This is a genomic window from Sphingobium sp. AP49 (assembly GCF_000281715.2).
Taxonomy (GTDB): domain Bacteria; phylum Pseudomonadota; class Alphaproteobacteria; order Sphingomonadales; family Sphingomonadaceae; genus Sphingobium.
Window position 1 is genome coordinate 301244 of sequence record NZ_CP124576.1, and the last position, 18859, is coordinate 320102.

19 protein-coding genes and 1 riboswitch are annotated in these 18859 nt (G+C 65.3%); of the genes, 12 read left to right on the top strand and 7 right to left on the bottom strand.

Annotated elements, in window-relative coordinates; translation table 11 throughout:
* The 4 genes from PMI04_RS01445 to PMI04_RS01460 form a co-directional block, all read right to left on the bottom strand.
* A complete protein-coding gene (locus tag PMI04_RS01445) occupies positions 1-3345 on the bottom strand; it encodes a transglutaminase family protein (RefSeq protein ID WP_007706821.1) in 3345 nt (1114 codons plus the stop codon).
* A gap of 222 nt (positions 3346-3567) precedes the next feature.
* The gene (locus PMI04_RS01450) at positions 3568-5664 is read right to left on the bottom strand and encodes a prolyl oligopeptidase family serine peptidase (protein WP_007706824.1); all 2097 of its coding nucleotides are present in this window, start codon (positions 5662-5664) and stop codon (positions 3568-3570) included.
* Positions 5665-5683: 19 nt separating this feature from the next.
* The gene (locus PMI04_RS01455; RefSeq protein WP_007706828.1) at positions 5684-5953 is read right to left on the bottom strand and encodes a hypothetical protein; all 270 of its coding nucleotides are present in this window, start codon (positions 5951-5953) and stop codon (positions 5684-5686) included.
* A complete protein-coding gene (locus tag PMI04_RS01460; protein WP_007706830.1) occupies positions 5950-6339 on the bottom strand; it encodes a helix-turn-helix domain-containing protein in 390 nt (129 codons plus the stop codon). Before PMI04_RS01460 ends, PMI04_RS01455 begins: the two co-directional genes overlap by 4 nt.
* 105 nt (positions 6340-6444) lie before the next feature.
* On the opposite strand from PMI04_RS01460, the gene PMI04_RS01465 reads away from it, so the two are divergent.
* The 10 genes from PMI04_RS01465 to PMI04_RS01510 all read left to right on the top strand — a co-directional run bounded on the left by PMI04_RS01465 (position 6445) and on the right by PMI04_RS01510 (position 14461).
* Positions 6445-7068, top strand: coding sequence for a flavodoxin family protein (locus tag PMI04_RS01465; protein ID WP_007706833.1), 624 nt, complete (start codon positions 6445-6447; stop codon positions 7066-7068).
* A 178-nt stretch (positions 7069-7246) separates the two neighbouring features.
* Positions 7247-8536, top strand: coding sequence for a hypothetical protein (locus PMI04_RS01470; protein ID WP_283184837.1), 1290 nt, complete (start codon positions 7247-7249; stop codon positions 8534-8536).
* Positions 8461-8871 (top strand): DUF4261 domain-containing protein, encoded by a 411-nt coding sequence (locus PMI04_RS01475; RefSeq protein WP_283184838.1) that lies wholly within the window; start codon positions 8461-8463, stop codon positions 8869-8871. The genes PMI04_RS01470 and PMI04_RS01475 overlap by 76 nt, the downstream gene beginning before the upstream one ends.
* Positions 8872-8899: 28 nt before the next feature.
* Positions 8900-9008: riboswitch (TPP riboswitch) on the top strand.
* Between the two features lie 62 nt (positions 9009-9070).
* Positions 9071-9478, top strand: coding sequence for a DUF2065 family protein (locus PMI04_RS01480; RefSeq protein ID WP_007706836.1), 408 nt, complete (start codon positions 9071-9073; stop codon positions 9476-9478).
* 11 nt (positions 9479-9489) lie between these two features.
* Complete coding sequence (gene thiC, locus PMI04_RS01485; RefSeq protein WP_007706838.1) at positions 9490-11385, top strand: phosphomethylpyrimidine synthase ThiC; 1896 nt, start codon at positions 9490-9492, stop codon at positions 11383-11385.
* Between the two features lie 75 nt (positions 11386-11460).
* The gene (locus tag PMI04_RS01490; protein WP_007706840.1) at positions 11461-12741 is read left to right on the top strand and encodes a hypothetical protein; all 1281 of its coding nucleotides are present in this window, start codon (positions 11461-11463) and stop codon (positions 12739-12741) included.
* A gap of 82 nt (positions 12742-12823) precedes the next feature.
* Positions 12824-13051 carry a transcriptional regulator gene (locus tag PMI04_RS01495; protein WP_017500002.1) on the top strand — a complete coding sequence of 76 codons (228 nt, stop codon included), beginning with the start codon at positions 12824-12826 and terminating at the stop codon, positions 13049-13051.
* A complete protein-coding gene (locus PMI04_RS01500; protein ID WP_007706845.1) occupies positions 13051-13443 on the top strand; it encodes a type II toxin-antitoxin system death-on-curing family toxin in 393 nt (130 codons plus the stop codon). The genes PMI04_RS01495 and PMI04_RS01500 overlap by 1 nt, the downstream gene beginning before the upstream one ends.
* Positions 13444-13493: 50 nt before the next feature.
* On the top strand, positions 13494-13790 hold the full coding sequence (locus PMI04_RS01505; RefSeq protein WP_007706847.1) for a hypothetical protein: 297 nt from the start codon (positions 13494-13496) through the stop codon (positions 13788-13790).
* A gap of 269 nt (positions 13791-14059) precedes the next feature.
* Positions 14060-14461 carry a hypothetical protein gene (locus PMI04_RS01510; RefSeq protein ID WP_007706849.1) on the top strand — a complete coding sequence of 134 codons (402 nt, stop codon included), beginning with the start codon at positions 14060-14062 and terminating at the stop codon, positions 14459-14461.
* 28 nt (positions 14462-14489) lie between these two features.
* On the opposite strand, the gene PMI04_RS01515 is transcribed toward PMI04_RS01510, so the two are convergent.
* A complete protein-coding gene (locus PMI04_RS01515) occupies positions 14490-15149 on the bottom strand; it encodes a hypothetical protein (RefSeq protein WP_007706851.1) in 660 nt (219 codons plus the stop codon).
* A 141-nt stretch (positions 15150-15290) separates the two neighbouring features.
* The gene (locus PMI04_RS01520) at positions 15291-15731 is read right to left on the bottom strand and encodes a hypothetical protein (RefSeq protein WP_037485666.1); all 441 of its coding nucleotides are present in this window, start codon (positions 15729-15731) and stop codon (positions 15291-15293) included.
* 147 nt (positions 15732-15878) lie between these two features.
* Between PMI04_RS01520 and PMI04_RS01525 the strand changes: the two genes are divergently transcribed.
* Positions 15879-16421 carry a hypothetical protein gene (locus PMI04_RS01525; RefSeq protein WP_007706856.1) on the top strand — a complete coding sequence of 181 codons (543 nt, stop codon included), beginning with the start codon at positions 15879-15881 and terminating at the stop codon, positions 16419-16421.
* Here the strand turns inward: PMI04_RS01525 and PMI04_RS01530 are convergent, their stop codons facing one another.
* Positions 16422-16742 carry a hypothetical protein gene (locus tag PMI04_RS01530; protein ID WP_007706859.1) on the bottom strand — a complete coding sequence of 107 codons (321 nt, stop codon included), beginning with the start codon at positions 16740-16742 and terminating at the stop codon, positions 16422-16424.
* Between the two features lie 271 nt (positions 16743-17013).
* Between PMI04_RS01530 and PMI04_RS01535 the strand changes: the two genes are divergently transcribed.
* Entirely contained in the window at positions 17014-18858 is a 1845-nt protein-coding gene (locus tag PMI04_RS01535) for an ABC transporter ATP-binding protein/permease (protein WP_007706862.1), read from the top strand.
* Position 18859: the final 1 nt, after the last annotated feature.

Consider the following 18859-nt stretch of genomic DNA (forward strand, 5'->3'; position numbering starts at 1 on the left):
CTAATATTCGGGATGCCTGAACCGAAGGTCCAGCGTCATCGGAAATTCGCTTGGGCTTTCGGTCGGCGGCATGTCGACGGGGCCGGGCGTATGGCCATGATCCTGGAACCGCGCCTTGCGCCGCGCCTCCGCCTCATAGCTGTTGATCGGCACATCGTCATAATTGCGCCCGCCTGGATGGGCGACATGATAGACGCAGCCGCCCAGCGACCGCCCGCTCCAACTGTCGAATATGTCGAAGGTCAGCGGCGCATTGGCGGGCAGATTGGGGTGCAGGCAATTGGCCGGCGCCCATGCCTTGTACCGCACGCCGCCCACCGCCTCGCCCGGCACGCCGGTCGGCGTCATCGGCACCCGCCGGCCGTTGCAGCTGACGATATGGCGCCTGGCGACCAGGCCGGACACGCGCACCTGCAATCGCTCGGTCGAACTGTCGACATAGCGCACCGTGCCGCCGATCGCACCGGTCTCGCCCAGCACGTTCCACGGCTCCAGCGCATGGCTGATTTCCAGCCCGACGCCGCCGGCCTCCACGCTGCCATGCACCGGGAAGCGGAACTGGCGCTGCGCCTCGAACCAGTTGGGATCGAAATCATAGCCCGCCTGGCGCAGATCGTTCAGCACCTCCAGGAAATCGGCCCAGACGAAATGGCCCAGGAAGAAACGATCGTGCAGCGCTGTGCCCCAGCGCACCAGATTGCCCTGCTGCGGTTCGCGCCAGAACCAGGCGGTCAGCGCACGCAGCAGCAATTGCTGGGCCAGGCTCATCTGCGGGTCTGGCGGCATCTCGAACCCGCGAAACTCGACGAGGCCCAGGCGCCCGGTCGGCCCGTCGGGCGAGAACAGCTTGTCGATGCAGATTTCGGTGCGATGGGTATTGCCGGTCACATCGACCAGCAGGTTGCGGAACAGCCGGTCGACCAGCCAGGGCGGCGGTAGCTTGTCCTCGCCGTCGCGCACCGGATTGGGCACCTGCGCCAGCGCGATCTCCAGCTCATACAGGCTGTCGTGCCGCGCCTCGTCGATGCGCGGCGCCTGGCTGGTCGGGCCGATGAACAGGCCGGAAAACAGATAGGAGAGGGAGGGGTGCCGCTGCCAGTAGAGGACGAAGCTCTTGAGCAAGTCCGGCCGGCGGATGAACGGGCTGTCGTTCACGCTCGCCCCGCCCAGCACCAGATGATTGCCGCCGCCGGTGCCGACCGACCGGCCGTCGACCATGAACTTGTCGGCGGTCATCTTCACCTCGCGGGCATCGTCATAGACGCCCTGGGTGATCGCCACCGTCTCGGCCCAGCTTGTCGCCGGCTGGATATTCACCTCGACCACGCCGGGGTCGGGCGTCACCTTCAGCACGTTGACGCGCGGGTCGGACGGCGGCGCATAGCCCTCGATCCGCACCGGGATGCGCGTCGCCTCAGCCACCTTCTCGACCTGCGCAACCAGTTCCAGATAATCATCCAGCGTCTTCACCGGCGGGATGAACACCGACAGGAAATTGCCGCGCGGCTCGACCGTGACGGCGGTGCGCACCGCCCCTTCGATGAAGATCTGTTCCTGCCGGTCCTGATGCTCGGCGGCGGCGACTTCGGACCGCTCGAACCGTTCCGCCGGCGCATTGGTTTCGGCTGCCGCCTCGGTGCGATAATCGGCCAGCGGTTCCCGCGGCTCGCTCGTGTCCTGGGGGTGGATATAGGGGAAATCGGACGGCGGCACATAGGGTAGGGTGCCCAGCGGCAGGCGATAGCCCAGCGCCGAATCGCCCGGCACCGCGAACAGCGCCTTGCGCCGCACCTTCCACACCTCGCTCTGCCAGCGCGGCGCGCTCGCCTGCGTCTGCCAGCGCTGGATCGGCAACACATAGCCGACCGTCTTGGAAAGGCCGCCCTCGAACGCGCGCACCATCCGGCTGCGCTCCTCGGGATTGTCGAACTTGGGGTCGCCCGGCTCGGTATTGGCGGGCAGTTCCGCCTCCTTCACCGACCAGGCCAGCGCATCCTCGAACACCGGCTGGACGAAATCCGTCTCGACCCCCAGCCCGTCCGCCATGGCGGTCAGGAAGCGGCCGGCATCCTCGGCGGTAATGGTCTTGTCGCCCGCCTCCGGCTCGCCCGCGATCAGCCCGGCATCGCGCCAGATCGGCACGCCGTCCGCCCGCCAGTAGATCGAATAGCCCCAGCGCGGCAGGCTTTCGCCCGGATACCATTTGCCCTGGCCATGATGCAGCAGCGCGCCTGGCGCGAACCGGTCGCGCAGCCGCCGGATCAGCCGGTCGGCATAGCCCGCCTTGGTCGGCCCCACCGCATCGCCATTCCATTCGCCCGCCTGTGGATCGTCGACCGCGACGAAGGTCGGCTCACCGCCGGTGGTCAGCCGCACATCCTGCGCGATCAGGTCCGCGTCCACCTGCTCGCCCAGCGCCATCAGCGACGCCCAGCGCCCTTCGGTAAAGGGCTTGGTGATCCGCACCGCCTCGGCAATGCGGCTGACATTCATCGCGAAATTGAAATCGACCTCGGCTGGTTCGGCCATGCCGCTGATCGGCGCGGCGGACCGATAATGGGGCGTGGCGCAGAGCGGGATATGCCCCTCGCCCGCGAACATGCCGCTGGTCGCGTCGAGCGCGATCCAGCCGGCGCCGGGCACATAGGCTTCGGCCCAGGCATGCAGGTCGACCACATCCTGGGTAACGCCCTTCGGCCCTTCGATCGGTTCCACATCGGCGACCAACTGGATCGAATAGCCCGACACGAAGCGCGCGGCAAAGCCCAGCCGGCGTAGCAACTGCACCAGCAGCCAGGCCGAATCGCGGCACGATCCGGTGCCGATGTCCAGCGTCTCCTCGGGCGTCTGCACCCCGGTTTCCATGCGGATGACATAGCCGATGCGCTGCTGCAGCTTGCTGTTCACATCGACCAGGAAGTCGATCGTCCGCCCCTCGAACGACGCATGCTGGGCCACCAGTTCCTCGAACAGCGGCCCCTGCATCTCGACATCATAATAGGCCGCTAGATCGGTCTCCAGCTGCTCGTCATAGCTGAAGGGGTAATTTTCGGCATAGGGTTCGACGAAGAAGTCGAACGGGTTGATGATATCCAGATCGGCCAGCAGGTCGACCTCGATCGAGAAATGATCGACCGGATCGGGAAAGACGATCCGCGCCAGCCAGTTGCCGTGCGGGTCCTGCTGCCAGTTGAGGAAATGGTTCGCCGGCTCGATCTTCAGCGCATAATTGGGCACCTTGGTGCGACTGTGCGGAGCGGGCCGCAATCTTATCACCTGCGGACCCAGACGGATCGGGCGGCTATAGCGATAGGCGGTCAGGTGGTGCAGCGCGGCCTTGAGCATGATGCGATCAGAAACCACGCTTTGCTGCAATGCAATGCGAAACTGTCGCTTCGCCAAAGATTCTCGCAATTTCCGTTCGCGTCAGCGCCTCAACGCACCGCCGTCATCCCCGCGAAGCGGTATCTCTCTCTCTTCTTCCTCCGCGCCTCCGCGTCTTCGCGCGAACCGGAAAAATTCACGCGGAGCCGCGAAGACGCGGAGATTGGGAGAAAGGGCTTCCCCCTATTTCCCCTCCAGCCTTTGGCTGAAATAGACCATCTGCATCGCCTGCAACCGCGCGCCCTGTTCGATGTCCGCATCGCCCGAATGGCCGCCGGCGGTATCTTCGTAAAACAGATAGGGCAGGCCATAATCCTTCAGCCGCGCGGCGAATTTGCGCGCATGCTGCGGCCCGACCCGGTCATCCTTGGTCGTGGTCCAGATATAGGGCGTGGGATAGGCCACCCCCTTGCGGATATTGGCATAGGGCGAAATCTTCTCGAGAAACGCCTTCTCCTCCGGCACCGACACGCTGCCATATTCATCGACCCAGGATGCACCGGCCGCGATCTGTTCATATCGGATCATGTCGAGCAGCGGCACCTGGATCACCACCCCGTTCCAGAGGTCAGGATGCTGGTTGAACTCCACCCCCATCAACAGCCCGCCATTGGACCCGCCATAGATGCCGAATTTCTGCGGGCTGGACAGTTTGCGCGCGAAGATATCCTGCGCCACCGCCGCGAAATCATCATAGATGATCTGGCGCTTGGTTTTGAGGCCCGCCTCATGCCAGGCCGGGCCGAACTCGCCACCGCCACGGATATTGGCCAGCACGAAACTATTGCCCCGCTCCAGCCACAGCTTGCCGGTGATCGCCGCATAGCTGGGCGTCATCGGCACCTCGAAGCCGCCATAGGCGGTCATGATCGTCGGCGTGCTGCCGTCGGGCGTCATCCCCTTCTTGTGGACGATGAAATAGGGGATCTTGGTTCCGTCGCTCGACCTGGCTTCAAACTGCTCGACCACCAGCCCCGCCGCATCGAAGCGCGCCGGCATCGCCTTCACCTGCACCGGTTTCGGGTCGGCCGCGTCCATCGCCCATAATGTCGTCGGCGCCAGGAAGCCCGCGACGCTCAGATAAACCTGGTCGCTCTTGTCGGATGCGGCGACCGTGCTGATCGTCGCATTGTCGGGCAGGTCGACCGGCTGTGCGCTCCATTCCTTTGCACCGCGCGCATAGACCCGCACCCGCCCGCGCACATTGTCGTTGAGGCTCAGCACGACCCGATTCTGCGTTGCCACCACCCCGTCGATCGACTGGCGCGGTGTCGGCGCGAACAGGATTTCGGGCGTCAGCACCCCACCATCCTGCAGGGCTTTCAGCGCCACGCTCGCCAGCGCCCCCGCCGGCACGGTCACGCCGCCGCTTTCCCACGCCTCGCTGGTCTGGATCAGGACCTGCCCATCGACCATGCCCTGCAACTGGCTCTTGGCCGGCAGCGTCAGCCGCTTCGTCCCCTGCGCCGTCAGCAGCCAGGTCTCGTTGCCGAAGAAGGTGACGCCGCGAAACAGGAAGGCCGCCCTATTGCCCTGTCCATCGCTCAGCAGGATCGGCATCGACATCAGCTGGTCGCTCGCCGCGCCGCGAAACACCTCCTGCGCCTCGTCCAGTGTCTGCCCGCGCTTCAGCGTCTTGATGACGAAGGGATAGCCCGACTTGGTCAGGCTGTCCGCACCCCAGTCGCGCGACAGAAGGAGCGTATCCTTGTCCAGCCACACCGCATTCTGCTTGGCATTGGCAATGTCGAACCCGCCCGGCATGAACCGGCCGTCGACCAGGTCGAACTCGCGCAGCCGCACCGCATCCTCGCCACCATCCGATAGCGCCAGCAGCGCGATCCGCTCCTCGGGGTCGAGGATGGTCGCGCCCTTCCAAACCCATTTCTTCCCTTCCGCCCTGGACAGCGCATCTAGGTCCAGCACCGTCGTCCAGTTGGGCGCGGCCGACGCATAATCAGCCTCGGACGTATAGCGCCACACGCCCTGCGGATGGTCGGCATCGCGCCAGAAATTATAGACGCGGCCATGGATCAGCATCGGCATCGCGATCCGGTCCTTGGCCGATGCGATCGCCAGCGCATCCCTGTAATAGCCGGCATAGCGCGGATCGCCCTGCAGCGTGGCGACGGTCGCCTTGTTCTCCGCCTCCACCCACTGCATCGCGCGCGGCCCGGTCCAGTCCTCCAGCCAGACGAACGGATCGTCGGCCGGAGCGGGGGCGGGCGCAGCAGCGCCGGTCAGCAGGGCAGCAGAAACCATCGTCAAAAACCTCTTCATTGCGCCCCCCTCATTGTCCTCAATCCTGCGCCAACTGCCCCCGCAGGTAACGCCGTCGCAGCACCGCGCCCGCCACCAGCAGCGGCAGCGACGCGGCACAGGCGATCAGCCCCAGCAGCATCGGCGACCAGCCCATCAGGCTGTGGACGCCAAAGGCTGATGGCAGGATCAGCAGCAGCGCGCCCAGGGTGAGCAGCCACAGCCCCCAGCGTCGCGGCCGAACCGCCACCATCCGCATCTCGTGCCGCAACGCCTTGCGCCGGGCCTTCTCGTCGGTGGCGACGCTCATGCCGCCTCCGCCTGGCGCGCGGCGAAATCGGCCCGCGCCTGCACCACCGCCGGATAGCTGCCCTCGATCCACTGGAACAGCGGCCCCAGCGCATCGCCCAGCGACACGCCCAGTGGCGTCAGTTCATATTCGACATGGGGCGGCACGGTCGCGAAGTCATGGCGCACCACCAGCCCATTGGCCTCCAGTGCGCGCAGCGTCTGGGTCAGCATCTTCTGGCTGATGCCGCCGATCCGCCGCTTCAGCTCGCCATTGCGTCGCACCCCCTGGCCGACCACCAGCAGGATCAGCAGGCTCCAGCGATCCCCGATCAGGTCCAGCAGGTCGCGGGACGGGCAATGCGCCTCGCACGGATCGATCCGCTCGGTCCATTCCGGCAGGCTCATGGGTAGGTACTCCAAGGTGCGTACTTCACTTGCAGTACCTAGGCATCCATCTTGGCGTCCGCAAGCCGGCTGCACCCTCATGACGTGCAACAAGGACATATGAAAATGAGCAAGATCGCCATCGTCTACCATAGCGGCTTCGGCCATACCGATGTGCTGGCGCGCGACGTCGCCCGGGGCGTCACCGACAGCGGCGGCGTCGCCGACCTGCTGCGCATTGACGGCCTCCAGGCCGATTTCGGCGAATTTTTCGATCGCCTCGCCGATGCCGATGCCATCATCTTCGGCTCCCCCACCTATATGGGCACCGTCTCCGCGCCGATGAAGGCGTTCATGGACGCCAGCGCCAAAGTCTATTTCACCAAGCAATGGAAGGACAAGCTGGGCGCTGCCTTCACCGTCTCCGGCTCGCCCTCGGGCGACAAGCTCAACACCCTGACCAGCCTTGCCATCTTCGCTGCCCAGCATGGCATGCTGTGGATCGGCACCGGCCAGAATCCGGGCAATAATGACGATGAAAGCGCCGCGACCGACGCCGAAAACCGCCTCGGCAGCTTCATCGGCGCCATGGCCCAGGCGGCCAATGACAGTCCCGATGTCACGCCGAAAGCCGGCGACCGCGCCACCGCCCGTTCGCTGGGCCGCCGCGTGGCCCTGGCCGCCACACGCTGGCGCGCCGGCGCCGCGGCTGTTCCTCTAGGGGCGATCGACATTCAGATGATGACGTGACGAAAATGGTGGTTTTCTGTGACCCGGAGCGCAGCGTACTAAAAGTACGTGAGCACCGGAAGCGCGGGAAACCGCCATTTGCAGGCCGTCAGGGCTGAATGCCGATTGACCCTAACCCGATCTTAAACCCGATCGGCTATCCCGCGCGCATCTTCGTTCTTCCAGGCAGGCGCATATCGTGGCGATCATTGTCTTCACCCGGCCCGTTCCCTTTCCGATCGCTTCGCTGCGCCAGCTTCTTGCCGCGCAACTGCCGCTCTACAAATGGACCGTGGGCGAGGATGATGATGGCGGCGCGGAAACCATGGGCCAATGGGCCGATGCCCAGCTGATCTGCGGCCGCACCGACGCCAGCATCGTCTTCTGCGAGCTGTTCGCTCGCGCCCAGCCCTTTGCCGGCGATGCGCCGGTGCATCGCTGGCATCTGGAGCTGAAGCGGCCGACCACCGACAATGACGTGATTGCCCATCGCATCCTGTTGCTCGTCGCCGCGACCGTGATGCTGGCCGACGATGGCGCGCTGTGCCAGTTGCTGCCGGGCGGCGGCTGGCTGTCGAGCGACGACATGATCCGCGCCACCCGCGCGCTGCTCGCTGGCGAATCGCTTGAAAAGCTCGCCCAGTTCGGCCGCCCCGCCAGCGCCTTTGCCGGCAGCGCGCCTGCGCCGGTTGCCGCGTCCGTGCCGCGCCCGGCCGGCCGCTATGCCGGGCTAGCCCCGGAACAGGCGATGTCGCTGGGCCAGATGGACGAAAGCTTCGCCCGCATCCTGCGCGAAAAGGGGATGGGTGACATTGCCGACAGCATGGGCCTGGCCGCGCCGCCGGCCTTCGCGCATGAACGGCCCCGGGCCGATCGCCTGCCGACCATGGTGCTGCTCGCCACCCAGCCGCTGATTCTCGACTGGGCATTGGTGCAGGAAGGGATCGGCGCGATCGACCCGCGCGGCGACTGGACGCTGTCTGAAACCGGGCTCAGTCATGGCGTGCTGGCCGGGCGCGGGGCGACGATCCGCATCGATACCCATCATGCGCCGCTGCCCGCCTACCTCATGGCCCAGGCCCAGGCGCGCAGCCACGGCCTGACCGAAGAGGATAAGCGGCTGCTCGCCACCCATCGCCTGCATCACAGTGTCAGCGTCGATCTCGATACCCGCGCCGCCGATTTCGTCGATGTGCGCCAGTCCGCCAAGGTGGCGACCTTGCTGATGGGGCTGGCGGCCAAGCGGCAGGGCTGCATCGGCCTGTTCAACGCCGGCGTTGGTACGGTGATGCCGGTCGCGCGCCTGCAGCAGCAGGTCGGCATATTGGGCAGCGACGAAGTGCCGATCACGCTCTGGACCTGGTGCGCCTTTGAATCGATCCAGCCCGACGCCATCTCGATCTCCACCGGGGCATGCTGCCCTTCACCGGCTATGAAGTGGAATTGTGGAATGCGCCGGGTACGCTCGAACAGGTGGCGGAGCGGCTGAACGGGGTGCTGCGCTACCTGCTCATCAACGGTCCGGTGATCAGCCATGGCGACACGATCGGCGATCATGCCGCCGACCGCTCGACCCGCTGCTTCCTGGGCGACAGCCGCGCCGATCGCGGCGCGGATGTGGTGCCAGCGATGCTGCTCGAATTTGACGGTGTGTCCGGCGATACTGCCGTCCGTCCGCGCGCCGACCTGCCGCAGGCGGCTTCGGCCATTGCGCCGCCCATTCCTGCCGCCGCCAGCGCACCGGCGATGCCTGCGCCGTCCCGTGCTACGCCCGCCGGGCTTGGTCGCCGCGCGCCGGGGGGCTTCGGCCGCAAGGGGCTTTAACTCTCCATCCGCTTGCGCTATCGCAGGCACATATCCCCGGGGGACCGTCCGCAGACGGTTGAGAGGCGGCTTTGTGGCCGCGACCCGCTGAACCTGATCCAGTTGACACTGGCGTAGGGAGGGAGTGGCTCTTGCCCGTAACAGGCTGTCCGCGCCCATCCTCCGCCCAAAGATATGGCGAATAGGAGGACGTCTGCGCATGGACACGATTTCCGTACTCACCCTGCGCCTGGCTGAAGCGATCGGCCTCTACATGATCGTCATCGGCATTGGCGGCCTGGTCGCGCCGCAACGCTGGCGGGCGATGATGGACGATCTCCAGCGTTCGCCCGGCCTCGTCATCGCGCTCGGCTTCCCGGTCTTCGCCGTCGGCGCCGCGCTCGTCCTCATCCACAGCATCTGGACCGATCCGCTGGCGATCATCGTCAGCCTGATCGGCTATGCCGCCCTGATCGAAGGGGCGCTGCTGCTCGCCGTGCCCGGCCCGCTGATCCGCATCGGCCTCTGGTCGCTCCATTTCACCCGCGTCTGGGCGATCGTCTCGATGCTGCTCGGCCTCGCCCTCTTCCTCGCCGGCCTCACCGGTCGCGCCACCATTTCCGTCTGAAAGGCAGTTCCATGGCAGATGTCCCCGCCCGCACCGAAATGCGCGTTACTACGGGAGCCATTCGTGGCTCGAAGAAGATCCATGTCGGCCCGCGCAAGGTCGCCATGCGCGAGATTCATCTGGAACCGGGCAGCGGCGAGCCGCCGGTCCGCGTCTATGACACCTCCGGCCCCTATACCGATCCCGACGCCCGCATCGACATCATGGCGGGGCTGCAGCAGTTGCGCCGCGACTGGATCCGCGAACGCGGCGATGTCGAGGACTATGACGCGCGCGCGATCCAGCCGGAGGATAATGGCCTGAAGGGTCCCGACCGCTCAGGTGGAGTTCAGCCTTTCCCCAATGTCGTGAAGCGCCCGTTGCGCGCCAAGGCCGGCGCCAACGTCTCCCAGATGCACTATGCCCGTCGCGGCATCATCACCCCGGAAATGGAATATGTGGCGGAACGCGAGAATCTCGGCCGCGCCCGCCTCGCAGACTATGTCCGCGACGGCGAAAGCTGGGGCGCATCGATCCCCGACTATGTGACGCCGGAATTCGTGCGCGATGAAGTCGCGCGCGGCCGCGCGATCATCCCGTCGAACATCAACCACCCGGAATCCGAGCCGATGGCGATCGGCCGCAATTTCCTGGTGAAGATCAACGCCAATATCGGCAACAGCGCCGTCGCCTCCGACGTCGCGGCCGAAGTCGACAAGCTGGTCTGGTCGATCCGCTGGGGCGCCGACACGGTGATGGACCTGTCGACCGGCCGCAACATCCATGACACGCGCGAATGGATCATCCGCAACTCGCCCGTGCCGATCGGCACCGTCCCCATCTATCAGGCGCTCGAAAAGGTCGGCGGCATCGCCGAGGACCTGACCTGGGACATTTTCCGCGATACGCTGATCGAACAGGCCGAACAGGGCGTCGACTATTTCACCATCCATGCGGGCGTCCGCCTCGCCTATATCCCGATGGCGGCAAAGCGCGTCACCGGCATCGTCTCGCGCGGCGGATCGATCATGGCGAAATGGTGCCTGGCGCACCACAAGGAGAGCTTCCTCTACGATCATTTCGACGAGATCACGGAGATCATGAAGGCCTATGACATCGCCTATTCGCTGGGCGACGGCCTGCGCCCCGGCTCCATCGCCGACGCCAATGACGAAGCGCAATTCTCCGAACTCTACACGCTGGGCGAACTGACCCACCGTGCTTGGAAACAGGATGTGCAGGTGATGATCGAAGGGCCGGGCCATGTGCCCATGCACAAGATCAAGGAGAATATGGAAAAGCAGCTCCAGGTCTGCGGCGAAGCGCCCTTCTATACGCTGGGGCCGCTCACCACCGACATCGCGCCGGGATACGACCATATCACCTCGGGCATCGGCGCCGCCCAGATCGGCTGGTATGGCACGGCGATGCTCTGCTACGTCACGCCCAAGGAGCATCTGGGCCTGCCCGACCGCGATGACGTGAAGGTCGGCGTCGTCACCTACAAGCTCGCCGCCCACGCCGCCGACCTTGCCAAGGGCCACCCCGCCGCGCAGGTCCGCGACGACGCGCTCAGCCGCGCCCGCTTCGAGTTCCGCTGGCGCGACCAGTTCAACCTGAGCCTCGATCCCGACACGGCCGAACAATATCATGACCAGACCCTGCCGGCCGAAGGCGCCAAGAGCGCCCATTTCTGCTCGATGTGCGGCCCCAAATTCTGCTCGATGAAGATCACGCAGGAAGTGAGGGATTTCGCCGCCAAGAAGAACCAGCCGGCGGATGGCTTCCTCGAAGCCGGCTTGACGGGCGCCGAAGTGGCCGAAGCCAGCAAAGCCGCCGCGCTGAAAGGCATGGAAGAGATGAGCAAACTCTTCAAGGAAACCGGCAGCGAACTCTATATGGGCGCCGGCGGCAGGGAGCATGATTGAGTAATCACTCCCCCCTTGCGCTTCCCGTTGGCCCGATTAATCAGGCTGACGGGGATTATTGGGGGGAGAGTTTTCGTGCGTTATCATTCTGTTGCCGCCATCATTCTGGCGGCGGCCTTGCCGTGCCATCCGCTGCTTGCGCAGAATATGATGATGGTCCCGGTCGGGGGCGGCACGGCGACGCCGGTGCCGCAGGCCCCGGCGATGGATCCCAAGGACAGTCCGGAGGAGATCGCACGTGATTCTGCGCGTGACCTCACCGGTAGCCGTTTCTACAACAAACCGGGCGCGACCCGGGCCGATTATGATGCGGCATGGCAGGATTGCCGTCTGATCGCGCGGGGCTCGCGCACGCCTTCGGGCACTGTGCCCTATTATTATAATCCGGCCGTCATCTCGCCGTTGGCTGCAGGTGTGGGCGCGGGGCTTGGCGGCCTGATCGCCGGCGCGATCATCGAAGGCGAGCAACGTCGCGCCAATCGCCGCAGCTGCCTGCTGATCCGCGGCTGGCGTCAGGTGGAATTGCCCGCGCAGGAAGCGGTACGTGTCGCCGCGCTCAGCGAGGCGGATCGCAGCAGCTATTTCAACGGCATCGTCGGTGCAACGGATGTGCAGGGGGACGTGACAGCGCGGACCAGCTTCACGCCGCCCAGCGATCCGTCTTTCCTGCTTGATGGCCCACTGGCCGGGCCATCCACGCTGTTCCTCGGCAAGAAGGTTGATCCGGCCGCACCGCTGACATTGGCGCCGGGTGAAGGTGCGGTCGTCATCGCCTATCGTCGCACGGGCAAGCCATTCAACGGACACGGTTTCGTTCAATTCGCCCGCTATGATGCCGCCGGGAACGACCTGATCTATCAGCCCAAGGACTGGAAGAAAAAGGGAGACAAGACCAGCTATTTGTCATTGGCTGGCAGTGCGAATGGCAAGGCGCCCTATGAAGTCCAGATCATCCGGTTGACGGCTGGCGATTATGTGATTTCCGACACGGGCCTGGGTCGGATTTCGACAGGGGGCTCCAATTGCTTCGGCGCGCCGACTTTTCATGTCAGCGAAGGCGAAGTGGCCTATATCGGAGACTTCATTCCCGTCGTTGGCGCAAAGGCTGCGGATGGAACAAAATTCTACGGCATCACTTACGCCTCGCACATTGAGGACGCCCGACAGGCGCTGGCCGCGCAGCAGGCCGATATCGCCAAGCTGCTGAAGCCCGCGAAAATGCATAATGCGGCAACCTACGCCTGCTCCGGGACAGTCATGAATCGTTGGGACATACCCGGGGCGGATGGCGGGGCACAGATTGCCGCGACGCCGGCCGTTGCTGGTTCCGACGTGCCGATCGCTCCGGCATCCTGAGCGCGCGCGAGGGAAAGCACCAAGAGCCGTCCTCATAACGGCGGCTCTTGGTATGGCAGGGCGGACATGTTATAACTTTCGTATGAACGCTCCCCTCAAGATCACGAAGATCGGCAACAGCGCCGGTGTGATCCTGCCCAAGGAATTGCTGGCGCATCTCCAGGCGGCGGCGGGCGACAGCCTTTCGGTTGTCCTCACGCCGCGCGGCATCGAACTATCGGCCGCCGAGCCGGATTTCGAGGCGCAGATGGCCGCCGCACGGGAAGTCATGGCGCGGCGCAAGCGGGCGCTGCGCGAACTGGCGAAATAATGGCCCGGCCCGATTGGGTCTGGATCACGCCCGCCGTGGCGGAAGCCGCCCATGCCGAGCAGATTGCCGAACATGGCGGAGGCGGCGATGCGCTGCGCGATCGCGGCCTGTTCGAAAGCGCGATGGCGCGGCCCCAACAACTTGCCCATTATGGTGAACCGGATGCCGCTGACCTGGCGGCTGCTTACGCCTATGGGCTGGCGCGCAATCATCCCTTTGTCGATGGCAACAAACGGATTGCGGCGGTGGTCAGCGAAACCTTCCTGCTGCTGAATGGTCATGCCCTGACCGCGACCGACGCCGAAATGGTCGTGGCCTTCATGGATCTGGCCGCCGGCACCCTGTCGGAAGAAGAACTGGCCGACTGGTTCCGCCACCATCTCGCGCCCTGACGCTGCGCCGCCCCTGTCCTACACGGCGATCCTCTGATCTACCCTGGGGCATGACACAGCACATCCCCGCTCGCCCGCCCGCGCCGATCGCGCCGGCTATCTTCACTCCCGCCCGCTGGACCCCGGCCCGGCAACGCACCTTCCTGACCGCCCTCTACCAGAGCGGCAGCGTGGCCCAGGCCGCGCGCATGGTCGGCATGTCGCCCTCCAGCGCGCATCGCCTGCGCCGCCGGCTCGCCGGCACCGCCTTCGACCGGGACTGGAGCAACGCGCTGGCGCTCCATGCCCAGGCGATGGCCGACCCGATCGCCACCCAGCTTCGCCCACAGGCCGCGACGCGTCGTTGAGGAAAATTGGTGCAAAACAGGTGCAATAGTGTCGCGTCACCGGGGCTTTGTGGGCGCATGATGCGTCGCCCCGGTGGCGCGTATTGATGCACGACAGGCGCGTGGGTGACGCGCGACCGGTGCAAAAGCGGCGCAAATCCCCCGAAAAGGCCGATAACGCTGTGAACTTCGGGCGTGACCCTGGGCCTTTCGCCATGAGCCGCCTTGCAGGATCGCGGAAAATATGAGAACAAATAACGAACATGATTCGTCCTCAGGGGAGGAAGTCCATGGTTCATCGTCTCACATCGCTTTTACCGCTGCTGCTCGCCGCGATCCTTGTCGGCATGCCCGGCCCGGCGGCGGCCAAGCCTGATTTTTCCCATGTCACGTCGCGTGAGCAGGCGGAGGCGCTGGTGGCGACCGGCGCCCTGGTGCGCATCTATCTCTTCCCGATCCGTCTGGGCGGGCCGAAGCGCAAGGCGAATATCAGCTATGTCCCGCCGGGGGCCGGCGCGGCGCTTGACCAGATTACCGGCACACTACAGCGCTTCACCCGGCAAGGGCTGGTCGACCGGCTGGAGGTCATACCCGAATATCGCGGCACCAGCTTCGTACCGACGCGCATCAATATATATGCCACCCATAGCGGGCAGGAGGGCGGTTTCCACCCGAGCATCGAGATATGGTGACGGTCGGCGCGGGCCAGGTGCTGCCCGCTCAGGCCTCCAGCATGCGCAGGCTGCGGCGCTTCTTCCAGTCCAGCACCACCTGGATGCGCATGCTCCAGCTGCCGTCCCATTCGACCGCCAGCCCATGCGTTTCCAATTGCGTCGCGATCCGCCGGCCGATCTCCAGCGCCGCCGCCTCGCCCGCCGCGCAGGCGCCATAGTTGAGGTACAGGCCTTCGCCCTCGACCGCCGCCTCGGTGTCCTGCATGTGGAAAAAGGCATAGCCCTCGGCCGGGCGGCCTTCGCCGATCGCTTCCTCGATCTCGTCCCAGATCTCGGTCGCGCCGCAATTGCCGCAACAGGTGAAATTCTGCCGCGCGATCACGCCCTCGGCCTCCAGCGCGGCAAAGGCGGCGTCCAGCCGGTCGCAATCGGTCATGTCGGGCCAGGCCTTCTCGGCGGCACGATGCTCGGCCAGCGCCTGGCGCAGCGCGGCCGAAGCCTCGCGCCGCAGGGTCGGGGCGGGCAATTCCTCCTCGAACGCATCATGGGCGGCGGTCAGCACCGCGTCATCGTCGTGAAATCCGCCGGCGACATCGCGCCATACCTGGTCGCGCAGCGCCGCGAGCGGATCATAGGGGGGAAGGGCGGGTTGTTGCTCGGGGGCGTTGGTCTTGCCGAAGATTCGATTCCACAATGCGCCGAACATGCGTTTGCCAGCCTCCCGCGATGCACCGTCCTGTCCGCAACATGGCGCGTCCGAAGGCAAAGGAAAAGGGGGGAATTGACCGATGAATCGCGACAGCTTCACGGTCCGCCGCAGCGATGCCCCCAAATGGCCTCCCGATCGTTACGGCGCGGGTTCCAGCACCACGTCCCAATGGTCCTCGGTCACCGCCATGCGCCTGGCCTCCTCGGCATCGAACGCCGCCTTGTCGGGGAACAGACGCGCCTTGGCCGCCGCCATCGCCGCCTTGTACGCTTCGCCGGCGCCCACGCCGTCGGCGCCATGCTTGTAGACGATGGTGGTGCGCACGTCCCACCGCGTGCTGCCGCCCATATGGGTGAAGGGCATCTCCACCGTGACATCGTTGATAAAGCCCTGCCGCATCATTTCGCGCAGCAAGGCTTCGTGCTGTTTATGATAGGCGGCCAGGAACTGGCCCATGCCGCCCCATTTGACGCGATAATAATTTTCCACCTTCAACGGACCATCGGCGGGCGCGGCCGTCTGGGCGGTGGCAGGCGTGGCAGCCAGGCCGAGCAGGATCAGGACAAGGGGCAGGCGCATCGCGGCGGGAACCTTTCGGGACAAAGGGAAGGACTGCCCTTCCAGACGGATCAGCCGCAGATTTCCGCGCCCTTTGGTGCAATCGCGCTTGCCCCGCATCGCGCAAGGCTCCACCATGACGCCACTTTATCCAGCGAAGGACCGCCGATGACCCGCCCCCGCCTCTGGACCGTCCTCACCTTGTCCGCCGCTCTGGCCGCCTGCAGCGGCGACAAGACGGCACCTACCAATAATGCGGTCGAAAATGCTTTGAATGCAGCGGCCAATGCCGCTGAAAATGCCGCCGCCAATGCCGTCAACGCCACCAATATCGCGCCACCCACGGCCAACGCCTTCGGCAAATATGTCGGCAAATATCCGTTCGACAAGGTCGGTGCCCATAGCTGGGCCGACGATCCGGCCGTGACCAAAGCGGTGGAAACGGCGGTCGCCGACAAGGCAGTGCGCAAATGGGTGCTGGACGATGCCGGGCCTTCCTCGCCGATCGGCACCATCGATGGCAAGGTGGCGGCCTGGTCGTGCCAGACCCATAATTGCGGCCCGCACCAGTGGCTGACCCTGGTCGATCCGGCCAGCGGCACGGCCGAGATCTGCTATTATGACGAATCCGTCGATGCCCAGTCGACCCGCTGGTTCAAGGCCGGCAAGGAGGAGAAGCGTCCAGGCAAATGTCCCGAGATCCCGAGCTGATCAATCCGCCCGCTCCCGCGCCTTGACCTTTCGCACCTCGGCGAGCTGGCCCATCAATATGGCCAGCGCGTCGCGCTCCGCCTGGGGCAGGTCTTTGGCCTCGAAATGGCGGATTAGCACTTCCAGTGCATCGCCGATCCGGCCGATCTGCCGGCCATAGCTGCCGACCTCGTTCAGCACCGCCCGTTCCATGTCCGGCCGTGCCGTCTGGCCCAGCGCGATATTGACCAGGCCGACCTGCCCGCCATTTTGCGTCCAGGTCAGGGGATTGATCGCCTGCCACAATTTCTCGGGTGCCAGCGCAATGCTGAAAGGTTCCATGCCGTGCTCCTTGTCGGGGAAGGATGACGGAGGCGAAGCCTGCCATGGCCGCCGCATCGGGGCAAGATGCTGTCCTACAGCGGCCCGCCCCGCTATTCTTGCTACCCAACCCTCGACTTTTCGATAGGATCAGCGGGGCGCAAGAAAATGTCAGAATGTGCGGGAAATGTGCGAAGTTAAGCGGATGATCTCCAACAAGGGATGCTTTTGCGTGGCCGGCCGGATGCCCGTGCCACTGGATTGCTACCGGTCATGCTCTAAATAGCAACAAATGCCCCCAGCCACGCCCGATTCCACGCCCCTTCCGCCCGCCTGGGCCACTTTGCGGCGCTTCATCCCCTATCTCTGGCCGGCCGACGCGCCGGCCTTGCGCCGCCGCGTCGCGATTGCGCTGGCACTGGTTGCGCTGGCGAAGGTCATCACCCTCGCCATGCCCTTCGCCTATAAGGGCGCGATCGACCGGATGGCGCCGGGGCTGGAGCCGGCCGCCGGCCTCGCCATGGCGCTGGTCGTCGCCTATGCCGGCGCGCGCTTTGGCGGCGTGTTGTTCGACAATCTGCGCAACGCCATTTTCGAGAAGGTCGGGCAGGAAGCGGGCCGGCGCCTGGCCGACGACGTCTTCGTCCATCTCCACCGCCTGTCGCTGCGCTTCCATCTCGACCGCCGCACCGGCGCCGTCACCAAGATCGTCGAACGCGGCACGAAAAGCATCGATACGATGCTCTATTTCCTGCTGTTCAACATCGCGCCGACGGTGCTGGAACTGCTCGCCGTCTGCGCCATCTTCCTGGTGAAATTCGGCCCCGGCCTGGTCGCCGCGACGCTGGTCATGGTCGCCCTCTATATCTGGTTCACCCGCCTCGTCACCGAATGGCGCAACCAGCTTCGCCGCGACATGGTGGACATGGACACCAGCGCCGTCGCCCATGCCGTCGACAGCCTGCTCAATTTCGAGACGGTCAAATATTTCGGCGCAGAGGAGCGCGAGGCGCGGCGCTACGGCACTGCCATGCGCCGCTATGCCAAGGCGGCGGTAAAGTCGGAAAACAGCCTCGCCTGGCTCAATATCGGCCAGTCGCTCATCACCAACCTGATGATGGGCGGGGCGATGGCCTATACCGTCTGGGGCTGGAGCCGGGGGCAATTCTCCACCGGCGACGTGGTGCTGGTGAACACGCTCCTGTCGCAACTGTTCCGCCCGCTCGACCTGCTCGGCATGGTCTATCGCACCATCCGCCAGGGCCTGATCGACATGGAGGCGATGTACAAGCTGATCGATACTGAGACGGAGGTGGCGGACGTGCCCGGCGCCCCGGCGCTGCAGGTGGCCGGTGGCGCGGTCCGTTTCGACAGCGTCCGTTTCGGCTATGATCCTGAGCGCGAAATCCTCCATGGCGTCAGCTTCGCGGTGCCGGCGGGCAAGACGCTTGCCATCGTCGGTCCCTCGGGCGCGGGCAAGTCGACCATCGCCCGCATCCTGTTCCGCTTCTACGATATCCAGGGCGGCACCGTGTCGATCGACGGGCAGGATATCGCCGCCGTGAGCCAGCAGTCGCTGCGCGCCGCGATCGGCATCGTGCCGCAGGACATGGTCCTGTTCAACGACACGGTCGGCTATAATATCGGCTATGGCCGCGAAGGCGCGAGCCAGGACGAAATCGAGGCGGCGGCCAAGGCGGCGTCGATCCATGATTTCATCATGAGCCTGCCCCAGGGCTATGACACCCGCGTCGGCGAGCGTGGCCTCAAGCTGTCGGGTGGCGAGAAGCAGCGCGTCGCCATCGCCCGCACGCTGCTGAAAGACCCGCCGGTGCTGGTGCTGGACGAAGCGACCAGCGCCCTGGACAGCCGCACCGAGACCGAAATCCAGACCGTGCTGCGCGACATCAGCCGCAAGCGCACGACATTGGTGGTGGCCCATCGCCTGTCGACCGTGGTCGATGCCGACGAGATCATCGTGCTGGATGCTGGTCGCATTGTCGAGCGTGGGCGTCATGCCGATCTTGTCCGCGCCGACGGCCTTTACGCCACCATGTGGGCGCGCCAGGCGACCGAGCGCGACGATATGCCGCAGGAGCCGGGCATAGAGGATATGTTCGAGATCGCCCCGCAATAGA

What these genes read in the sequence shown, in the direction of transcription:
- PMI04_RS01480 (WP_007706836.1), top strand. Translation starts at nt 9,071, where the DNA reads ATGGACACGATTTCCGTACTCACCCTGCGCCTGGCTGAAGCGATCGGC.
- PMI04_RS01450 (WP_007706824.1), bottom strand. Translation starts at nt 5,664, where the DNA reads ATGAAGAGGTTTTTGACGATGGTTTCTGCTGCCCTGCTGACCGGCGCT.
- PMI04_RS01475 (WP_283184838.1), top strand. Translation starts at nt 8,461, where the DNA reads ATGCTGCCCTTCACCGGCTATGAAGTGGAATTGTGGAATGCGCCGGGT.
- PMI04_RS01515 (WP_007706851.1), bottom strand. Translation starts at nt 15,149, where the DNA reads ATGTTCGGCGCATTGTGGAATCGAATCTTCGGCAAGACCAACGCCCCC.
- PMI04_RS01510 (WP_007706849.1), top strand. Translation starts at nt 14,060, where the DNA reads ATGGTTCATCGTCTCACATCGCTTTTACCGCTGCTGCTCGCCGCGATC.
- PMI04_RS01465 (WP_007706833.1), top strand. Translation starts at nt 6,445, where the DNA reads ATGAGCAAGATCGCCATCGTCTACCATAGCGGCTTCGGCCATACCGAT.
- thiC (WP_007706838.1), top strand. Translation starts at nt 9,490, where the DNA reads ATGGCAGATGTCCCCGCCCGCACCGAAATGCGCGTTACTACGGGAGCC.
- PMI04_RS01520 (WP_037485666.1), bottom strand. Translation starts at nt 15,731, where the DNA reads ATGCGCCTGCCCCTTGTCCTGATCCTGCTCGGCCTGGCTGCCACGCCT.
- PMI04_RS01445 (WP_007706821.1), bottom strand. Translation starts at nt 3,345, where the DNA reads ATGCTCAAGGCCGCGCTGCACCACCTGACCGCCTATCGCTATAGCCGC.
- PMI04_RS01525 (WP_007706856.1), top strand. Translation starts at nt 15,879, where the DNA reads ATGACCCGCCCCCGCCTCTGGACCGTCCTCACCTTGTCCGCCGCTCTG.
- PMI04_RS01530 (WP_007706859.1), bottom strand. Translation starts at nt 16,742, where the DNA reads ATGGAACCTTTCAGCATTGCGCTGGCACCCGAGAAATTGTGGCAGGCG.
- PMI04_RS01500 (WP_007706845.1), top strand. Translation starts at nt 13,051, where the DNA reads ATGGCCCGGCCCGATTGGGTCTGGATCACGCCCGCCGTGGCGGAAGCC.
- PMI04_RS01460 (WP_007706830.1), bottom strand. Translation starts at nt 6,339, where the DNA reads ATGAGCCTGCCGGAATGGACCGAGCGGATCGATCCGTGCGAGGCGCAT.
- PMI04_RS01455 (WP_007706828.1), bottom strand. Translation starts at nt 5,953, where the DNA reads ATGAGCGTCGCCACCGACGAGAAGGCCCGGCGCAAGGCGTTGCGGCAC.
- PMI04_RS01505 (WP_007706847.1), top strand. Translation starts at nt 13,494, where the DNA reads ATGACACAGCACATCCCCGCTCGCCCGCCCGCGCCGATCGCGCCGGCT.
- PMI04_RS01495 (WP_017500002.1), top strand. Translation starts at nt 12,824, where the DNA reads ATGAACGCTCCCCTCAAGATCACGAAGATCGGCAACAGCGCCGGTGTG.
- PMI04_RS01535 (WP_007706862.1), top strand. Translation starts at nt 17,014, where the DNA reads ATGCCCCCAGCCACGCCCGATTCCACGCCCCTTCCGCCCGCCTGGGCC.